This is a genomic window from Oleiphilus sp. HI0128, assembly GCF_001635365.1.
The window spans coordinates 1-7,999 of the sequence record NZ_LWGG01000733.1 but is presented as its reverse complement, the minus strand read 5'-3'; the positions used below and the strand labels follow the sequence as shown (position 1 = coordinate 7,999).

Here is a 7,999-nt window from a genome sequence, read left to right as displayed (position 1 = left end):
AGATGGTGAAGTTAAGCTCGGCGCACCAAAGGAGACGGTTCTGAAGCCCATCTATTTTCAGTCTAATTAAATGAATAGCAAGGAGTGAGGAAAAGCTCGCTTCTTATTCTATCTCTAGCTTTATAAGGCCGCCCAGAAGGGCGGCTTTGTTTGTTATAGGATTGGCTTGCTTAGGTGAATATCGTTTTGTGTGTGCTTTTTATTGTGCGGATATGGATCTTACAACAAATTATGTAATTGTTAGGTGTTAGCCTTTAACGATTTGTTATTCAAAATGAACCCTGAGCGCGTAGTCTGTCGGGGTTTTTTGGGTTTTATAGCGCTGATTTTAATATTTAGATTGTATATACTGTGCGCCGATTTTGCTTAGTCATGGCTGTTATGTGATTTAGATGTCATGTTTTAAATAAGTATGTAAAGAAAGATTTATATAGGTGGTAATGAATAATGCCGATTTATGAATATGTGTGTAAATCTTGTGGTTTTGAAAAAGATGTCTTACAGAAAATGAGTGATAAGCCATTAACTGATTGTCCTGAGTGTAGCGAAAGTACTTTTTCAAAGCGTATATCCGCTGCTGGTTTTAGGTTATCAGGGTCAGGTTGGTATGAGACAGATTTTAAAACAGGAAATAAGAAAAACCTGTGCAACTCAAAGAATGAGAATAGCTCTAAATCTAAAGGCAGTGAAAGCTCTTCAGCAGCCTGATAAAGTAGCGATTTAACAAAGATAATTAACAATTAATCAGTATTTAGAATTAAGTGAGAATAGTTTATGCGAAGCCATTATTGCGGTTCGGTTAATGAAGATAATATCGGTCAAGAAGTGACTCTCTGCGGTTGGGTTCACCGTCGTCGTGACCATGGGGGTGTTATATTTCTAGATATGCGCGATCGTGAAGGTATGGCTCAAGTTGTTATAGATCCAGATACCGAGCAGGCTTTTGCGTTAGCTGATAGAGCAAGAAGTGAATGGGTACTGCAGATAAAAGGCCTTGTTCGTGCTCGCCCAGAAGGCACCGTTAATGAAAATATGCCCACTGGTAAGATTGAAATACTGGGTAAAGAATTAACGATATTGAATGAAGCTGAGACACCACCATTCCCGCTAGATGGTTACGTGGATGTAGGCGAAGACACTCGCCTAAAGTACCGTTTTATGGATCTGCGTCGTCCAGAGATGCTTAACAAGCTTGTGTTCCGCTCTAAGGTAACTAACTATATCCGTAACTTTTTGGATAAGTTGGACTTTATGGATGTTGAAACGCCTATTCTTACACGAGCTACACCAGAAGGTGCGCGAGACTATTTGGTTCCTAGCCGTACTCATCAAGGTAACTTTTTTGCATTGCCGCAGTCGCCGCAGTTATTTAAGCAGCTACTAATGGTGTCGGGTGTTGATCGTTACTACCAGATTGCTAAGTGCTTCCGTGACGAAGACCTTCGTGCTGATCGTCAGCCTGAGTTTACGCAGGTAGATGTCGAGTGTTCTTATATTGAAGAAGATCAATTGATGGGCATGATGGAGTCTTTAGTTGGCTCAATGTTCAAAGATTTGCTTGATGTCGAGCTTGGTAACTTCCCGCAAATGAGTTACGCCGAGGCAATGAGCCGTTATGGTAGTGACAAACCGGATCTACGTATTCCCTTAGAGATTGTGGATGTTGCTGACTTAATGGCAACTGTAGAATTTAAAGTATTTGCTGGGCCTGCAAAAGACCCTAAAGGCCGTGTTGCTGCGCTTAAGGTCGATGGCGGTGCATCATTATCTCGTAAGCAAATTGATGCATACACTGAGTTCGTTGGTATTTACGGCGCGAAAGGCTTGGCCTGGATCAAGGTTAACGAACTTGAAAAAGGCGCTGAAGGCCTACAATCACCAATTGTTAAGTTCTTGGGTGAAGATGTTGCCCTATCCATTATGGAAAAGGTGGGTGCTAAAAATGGCGATATCGTCTTCTTTGGTGCTGACAAAGAGAAAATTGTCAACGAAGCGCTTGGTGCACTTCGATGCAAGATCGGTGAGGACCTTGATCTTTATACTTGTGAGTGGGCGCCAATGTGGGTAGTGGACTTCCCAATGTTTGAGGAGTTAGATGACGGTGGTTTAACAGCTATTCACCATCCATTTACTGCTCCATCGTGCTCACCTGAAGAGTTGAAGCAAGATCCGGCAACCGCTTTGTCAAGAGCTTATGATATGGTCTTGAATGGTTGTGAATTAGGCGGTGGCTCAATTCGTATTCATGACGGCACCATGCAAAAAACTGTTTTCGAGATTCTTGGTATCGATGACGAAGAAGCCCAAAATAAGTTTGGTTTCCTATTAGACGCCCTAAAATATGGTTGTCCTCCTCATGGTGGTTTGGCCTTTGGTTTGGATCGTCTAGTGATGTTAATGACTGGCGCTAAGTCTATTCGTGAAGTGATTGCCTTCCCTAAAACACAAAGTGCAACCTGTGTGTTAACTCAGGCTCCTGGCGAAGTTGATAATAAGCAGCTTCGTGAACTTCACATTCGTGTTAAGTCTAAAGAAACTGAGAATAAAGCTTAAAATTTAAGCTTTATATCTAATTTGTGCGGTGAGAGTTTAGCTCTGCTAAACCCACCGCACTGATTTCTTTTCTTTTTATTAGCTGAACTTGATAAGTGCTTGATGAGCTAAAGCTTGGTTTGGTTTATCTATTTTTCTAAGGCAACTTCGATCCATTGGTGATGTTCTGTATCATAAGAGCCGTCCTTTACATTGGGAGTGCTTAGTTGTCAGTTTTTGATGCTCATTTTCATATAATTGATAGTCGATTTCCCTTAGTTTCTAATCACGGCTTCTTACCAGATGACTTTGATGTAGAACAATATCTTGAACGTGTCTCACTGCTTAATATCAAGAGTGGTGTCGTTGTTTCAGGCTCTTTTCAGGCTTTTGATCAGAGCTATCTACTTTCGGCGCTTGCCTTACTAAACTCAAGATCTAATAATTTTGTCGGGGTTACGCAGGTTCCACATGATATTTCTGATGGTGAACTATTAAAACTCGATGCTGCCGGAGTAAGGGGGGTTCGCTTTAACCTCTTTCGGGGTGGAAGTGAGCGGGTTGGCTATCTATGCTATTTCGCACAACGAGTTTATGACTTGTGTGGTTGGCATATTGAGTTATATATTTCATCTGAAGGTTTATATCATCTTCAAGATTTGATCAAGAATTTGCCTAAGGTATGTATTGATCACATGGGTATGGAGAAGTCATCGTTTCCTGTTGTAGATGATTTATTAAGGCATGGCGTTTATGTAAAAGTTTGCGGCTTTGGTCGAGTCGATTTTGACCCTATTAAGCGCCTTCAAGAGATGGTGCTGATTAATCCTAATGCTTTGATGTTTGGAACAGATCTTCCCTCAACGCGCGCTTTGAGGCCATTTAGAAATGAAGATTTGAGTTTGATTAAAGGCATTTTTTCTTCCGATTCGTACCAGAATATTACCTGGCATAATGGTAGGCGGTTTTACCGCCTTGATACTGATTAACAATCAAAAGGTTTAGAAGTATGTCCCTGATACTAGGTATAGATCCCGGCTCACGAGTAACCGGCTACGGGCTTATTTCGAAGGATAGGGGGCGTTTATCTTATGTTGCAAGTGGTTGTATTCGTACCGGGGATGGAGCATTTTCCGACCGTCTGTTAGTTATATTTCAAGCCGTTGGACAGCTCATTCAGCAGTATCAACCGGATCAATTTGCAATCGAAGAGGTTTTTATGGCCAAGAACCCTTCTTCAGCGCTTAAGCTTGGTCAGGCACGTGGCGTAGCCATTGTTGCAGCCGCGAATTCAGGGCTCGAAGTTAACGAGTATTCGGCTAGAAAGGTCAAGCAAGCGGTTGTTGGTAAGGGGGGGGCAGATAAGTCTCAAGTCCAGTTAATGGTTATGCACCTGTTAAAGCTTGAAAGCTCACCTCAAGCAGACGCAGCAGATGCTTTGGCAATAGCAATTTGCCATGCGAATAGTGAGAAGCTGTTGCTGCAAGTTTCTGGTGTTAGTCAAAGTCGCGGTGGTCGTATGCGGTAGTTATTGACTGATTTGCTTAAGGCGACAAAATGGGAAATCAATAGTAAATAAGGTAGATAATTTAGATGATTGGTAAATTGCTAGGAATAGTCGAAGAGAAGGGTGCCCAGAGTGTTTTATTAAATGTGTCGGGCATATGTTATGAAGTCGAGGTACCAATTTCTACGTCTTTTTCTTTGCCTGAGGCGGGCGCTAGCGTGAGCCTATATACTCATTTTGTTGTTCGCGAAGATGCTCAATTGTTATATGGCTTCTTGAATAAGAAAGACCGAGACATGTTCAGGGTTCTCATAAAGGTTAACGGTGTTGGTCCAAAGTTGGGGATAACTATTCTATCTGGTTTAGATAGTGCATCTTTAGCTCGCTGCGTAGCTGATGATGATGTTTCTACGTTGGTGAAGCTACCAGGTATTGGCAAGAAAACGGCCGAAAGGTTGTTGATAGAGCTGAGAGATAAGGTTAAAGGCCTTGTTCCTGAGGGTGGTGATGTGTCAATTTCTGAGCTTGATATGCCTCTAGCGCGTGTTAGCGATATCGAAGGTGAAGCCGAAGCGGCGCTGATTTCCTTGGGTTATAAGCCTCAAGATGCTGCGAAATCTATTAAATCAGTGCGTCATGAGGGGCAAACCCTAGAGTCTCTTCTTAAAGCTGCACTAAAAGGAATGTTGTAGCACCAGGCTTATAGGTCGGCGAGGTCTAACATATTTTTAACTTTAGTCCCTTGGATTGATCTGTAAACTGTCTTTCATAGTAAGTTCTTGGTGTGTCATTACGGCCACGCCCAGATTGATGTTTCCTGTTTGGAATGTACATGATTGAAGCAGATCGTATTATTGCCGCTCAAGCTGCCGAGCTTGGTGGTGTGAGTGAAGATGTTCAAGATAGAGCGATTCGGCCTAAGTCTTTAAGTGACTATGTTGGGCAGCCCGCTGTTAAAGAGCAAATGGATATCTTTATTCAAGCAGCCAGTAAAAGGCAAGAAGCGCTGGATCATGTGCTTATTTTCGGTCCGCCTGGACTAGGTAAAACAACGCTAGCGAATATTATTGCAAATGAGCTAGGGAGCAATATTAAGTCTACTTCTGGCCCTGTTCTTGAAAAAGCCGGTGATCTTGCTGCATTGCTGACAAACTTGGAAGCAGGAGACGTTCTTTTCATTGATGAAATTCACCGAATGAATGCTTCAGTTGAAGAAGTCTTATATCCGGCAATGGAAGATTATCAGCTCGATATCATGATAGGTGAAGGTCCGGCTGCAAGGTCTATCAAGCTCGACTTACCTCCCTTTACGCTTGTTGGTGCAACCACGCGAGCAGGTTTGCTCACCTCTCCGTTAAGAGACCGATTTGGGATCGTTCAGCGTCTTGAGTTCTACAATAACCAGGATTTGAGCTCCATTGTTAGTCGTTCAGCCCAGTTACTCGGATTAGAGATTGAACAGGGTGGAGCCGATGAGATAGCCTGTCGTTCCAGAGGGACGCCCCGGATAGCCAATCGATTGCTAAGGCGAGTAAGAGACTACGCCGAGGTTAAAGGTAATGGTGTCTTGGATAAGAACAATGCTGATAAAGCCCTAAGTATGCTCAACGTTGACGCAAAAGGCTTGGATCAAATGGATCGGCGCTTACTACTCGCGGTACTCGAAACATTTGCTGGCGGCCCGGTTGGCGTAGAAAGCATGGCGGCAGCAATTAGTGAGGAGCGAGGCACGGTTGAGGATGTCTTGGAGCCTTACCTGATTCAGCAAGGGTATTTGGCAAGAACGCAGCGCGGTCGTCTGGCAACACAAAAAGCATGGCAGCATTTTGGTTTGAAAGCACCCGCCGAACTCAGCGGCGGAGCGTGATATGACATGTTCTAGCGAAGCATTCAGTCTGCCAATACGCGTTTATATAGAGGACACTGATGTTGGCGGCGTCGTGTTTTATGCTAATTATTTAAAGTATTTTGAGCGTGCTAGAACGGAGTTTATTCGAAGTTTAGGGTTTGAGCTTCGGGCTGGTTTCGAAGAAGGAATCAGTTATGTAGTGCATAGCCTTGATGTTAGATACCTGGCCCCCGCCAAACTTGATGAAATACTGAATGTTACTGCTTCGGTTTCGTCTCTAAAAAGAACTTATATAGAATTTGAACAGTTTGTTGAAGACTCATCTGGTAGGCGGCTAGTTGAGGGGAATGTTAAGGTCGCTTGTGTATCATTGCCTGATAACAAGCCGAGAGCGCTACCCGAAGGCCTGAAGCAAGCCTTGAGTTCAACAGGGTTACAAAGTTAGTCAGCTATTACCGTATTTTGTGCCTAGATTTGGCAGATTACCTGGAGAAAATAAGTGCAGGAAAAGATTTCGATTGTTGGTTTGATTCTTGATGCAAGTTTTATTGTGCAGTTGGTTATGTTGGCATTATTGCTTGCGTCGATAATATCCTGGTATCTGATATTCCAGCGCTCTAGTTTCTTCAGACAGGCTAATGCGCAGCAGCATAATTTTGAGGATATGTTTTGGTCCGGCATGGATCTAGGAAAATTGTACAAAAGAAGTTCCGGGTCGGCTGCGAGTAGTGGGCTTGAATTGATTTTTAAATCGGGGTTTAAGGAATTTAACCGTTTAAAACAACAAGCCGGCGTAGACGCCGATGCCGTGATGGAGGGGACGCAGCGATCAATGCGTGTAGCGCTTTCGCGAGAGGGTGAACGACTTGACTCCAATCTGCCATTTTTGGCAACAGTTGGCTCTACAAGCCCTTATGTTGGTCTGTTCGGCACAGTTTGGGGGATTATGAACTCTTTTCTCGGGCTTGCTCAGCAGCAGCAAGCGACCTTGGCGACGGTAGCGCCAGGTATTGCTGAAGCACTAATTGCTACTGCAATGGGGCTATTCGCAGCAATTCCTGCTGTTGTTGCTTATAACAGGTTTTCGGCAAGGGCTGATGCGCTTTATACAAGCTATGAAACTTTCGCTGATGAGTTCTCGAGTATTCTTCATCGAAATATTCATTCAAGTGCAGGAAGTGCAAAAGACGGTGTTGCTGATAATACTTCTAATAGAGGCTGATAACGGTGCCTAGATCTAAGCGTAAACCCATGTCCGATATAAATGTTGTTCCCTATATCGATGTGATGCTAGTGCTGCTTATTATCTTTATGGTGACAGCACCAATGCTGACTCAGGGGATCAAGATTGATTTACCCTTACTTGATAGCGACCCGGTAGAAAGTGCTAAAAGCCTCGAGCCGATTGTCGTGACGGTCGACTCAAACGGTGCTTACTATATGGAAATGACATCATCAAGCAAGAAACCTTTAGAGCTTCAGGTCGTACTAAAAAATGTAAGCTCTATTCTTCAACACGAACCTTCTACTAGTGTTCTTGTGCGAGGAGACAGGCATGTAGAGTACGGAGTTGTGGTTGAGCTGATGGCTGCTTTACAGAATGCCGGTGCGAAAGATGTCGGATTGATCACTGAGGACCCATGAAGAAAAACACGGCTAAAGATTCTCAAGCTCGTGCTTTGAAAAAGCAGGGAGCAAGTGGAAAGTCTTCAGATAAGCGTGCAACGGAAAACTTTAAACTCCTTAAGGTCTTGTTAGGCGAGGCGATAGAGGTAAAAAATCGAAAGTTTCTGATTGCTAGTGTTGCTGTTCATATATTGGTCATTGCTGCATTCTTTTTCAATTGGCAGAGTAGTAACGAGCAAACAGTTAAGTTGCCTCCAAAAAGTATTCAAGCTCGTGTGATTAGTGAAAATGAACTACAGCAACTCCGAGATAGGGAGCGGGCAAAGGTTCAGGAAAAACAAAAGGCTCTGGATAAGAAAAAGGCTCTGGATAAGAAAAAGGCTCTAGAGAAGAAAAAGGCTCTAGAGAAGAAAAAGGCTCTAGAGAAGAAAAAGGCTCTAGAGAAGAAAAAGGCTCTAGAGAAGAAAAAGGCTCTGGAGAAGAAA

10 protein-coding genes are annotated in these 7,999 nt (G+C 43.4%); all 10 read left to right on the top strand.

Features of this window, described 5'->3' with window-relative positions; all coding sequences use genetic code 11:
- Positions 1-447: 447 nt before the first annotated feature.
- Positions 448-708: an FmdB family zinc ribbon protein gene (locus tag A3763_RS09295; protein WP_068511038.1), complete on the top strand. Its 261-nt coding sequence runs from the start codon at positions 448-450 to the stop codon at positions 706-708.
- A 66-nt stretch (positions 709-774) separates the two neighbouring features.
- Positions 775-2,553 carry an aspartate--tRNA ligase gene (aspS, locus tag A3763_RS09290; protein ID WP_068511036.1) on the top strand — a complete coding sequence of 593 codons (1,779 nt, stop codon included), beginning with the start codon at positions 775-777 and terminating at the stop codon, positions 2,551-2,553.
- A gap of 206 nt (positions 2,554-2,759) precedes the next feature.
- A complete protein-coding gene (locus A3763_RS09285) occupies positions 2,760-3,521 on the top strand; it encodes an amidohydrolase family protein (RefSeq protein WP_068511034.1) in 762 nt (253 codons plus the stop codon).
- Between the two features lie 20 nt (positions 3,522-3,541).
- Positions 3,542-4,060: a crossover junction endodeoxyribonuclease RuvC gene (gene ruvC, locus A3763_RS09280; protein ID WP_068511032.1), complete on the top strand. Its 519-nt coding sequence runs from the start codon at positions 3,542-3,544 to the stop codon at positions 4,058-4,060.
- 65 nt (positions 4,061-4,125) lie between these two features.
- A complete protein-coding gene (ruvA, locus tag A3763_RS09275) occupies positions 4,126-4,731 on the top strand; it encodes a Holliday junction branch migration protein RuvA (protein ID WP_068511030.1) in 606 nt (201 codons plus the stop codon).
- 140 nt (positions 4,732-4,871) lie between these two features.
- Positions 4,872-5,906, top strand: coding sequence for a Holliday junction branch migration DNA helicase RuvB (gene ruvB / locus A3763_RS09270; RefSeq protein WP_068511029.1), 1,035 nt, complete (start codon positions 4,872-4,874; stop codon positions 5,904-5,906).
- A gap of 1 nt (position 5,907) precedes the next feature.
- Positions 5,908-6,333 (top strand): YbgC/FadM family acyl-CoA thioesterase, encoded by a 426-nt coding sequence (locus A3763_RS09265; protein WP_068511027.1) that lies wholly within the window; start codon positions 5,908-5,910, stop codon positions 6,331-6,333.
- A gap of 54 nt (positions 6,334-6,387) precedes the next feature.
- Positions 6,388-7,110 (top strand): protein TolQ, encoded by a 723-nt coding sequence (gene tolQ, locus A3763_RS09260; RefSeq protein ID WP_068511024.1) that lies wholly within the window; start codon positions 6,388-6,390, stop codon positions 7,108-7,110.
- A gap of 29 nt (positions 7,111-7,139) precedes the next feature.
- Positions 7,140-7,532 (top strand): protein TolR, encoded by a 393-nt coding sequence (gene tolR / locus A3763_RS09255; protein ID WP_068511022.1) that lies wholly within the window; start codon positions 7,140-7,142, stop codon positions 7,530-7,532.
- The coding region (locus A3763_RS09250) for a hypothetical protein (protein WP_197482869.1) at positions 7,529-7,999 on the top strand (471 nt) is incomplete at its 3' end. The genes tolR and A3763_RS09250, both read left to right, overlap by 4 nt.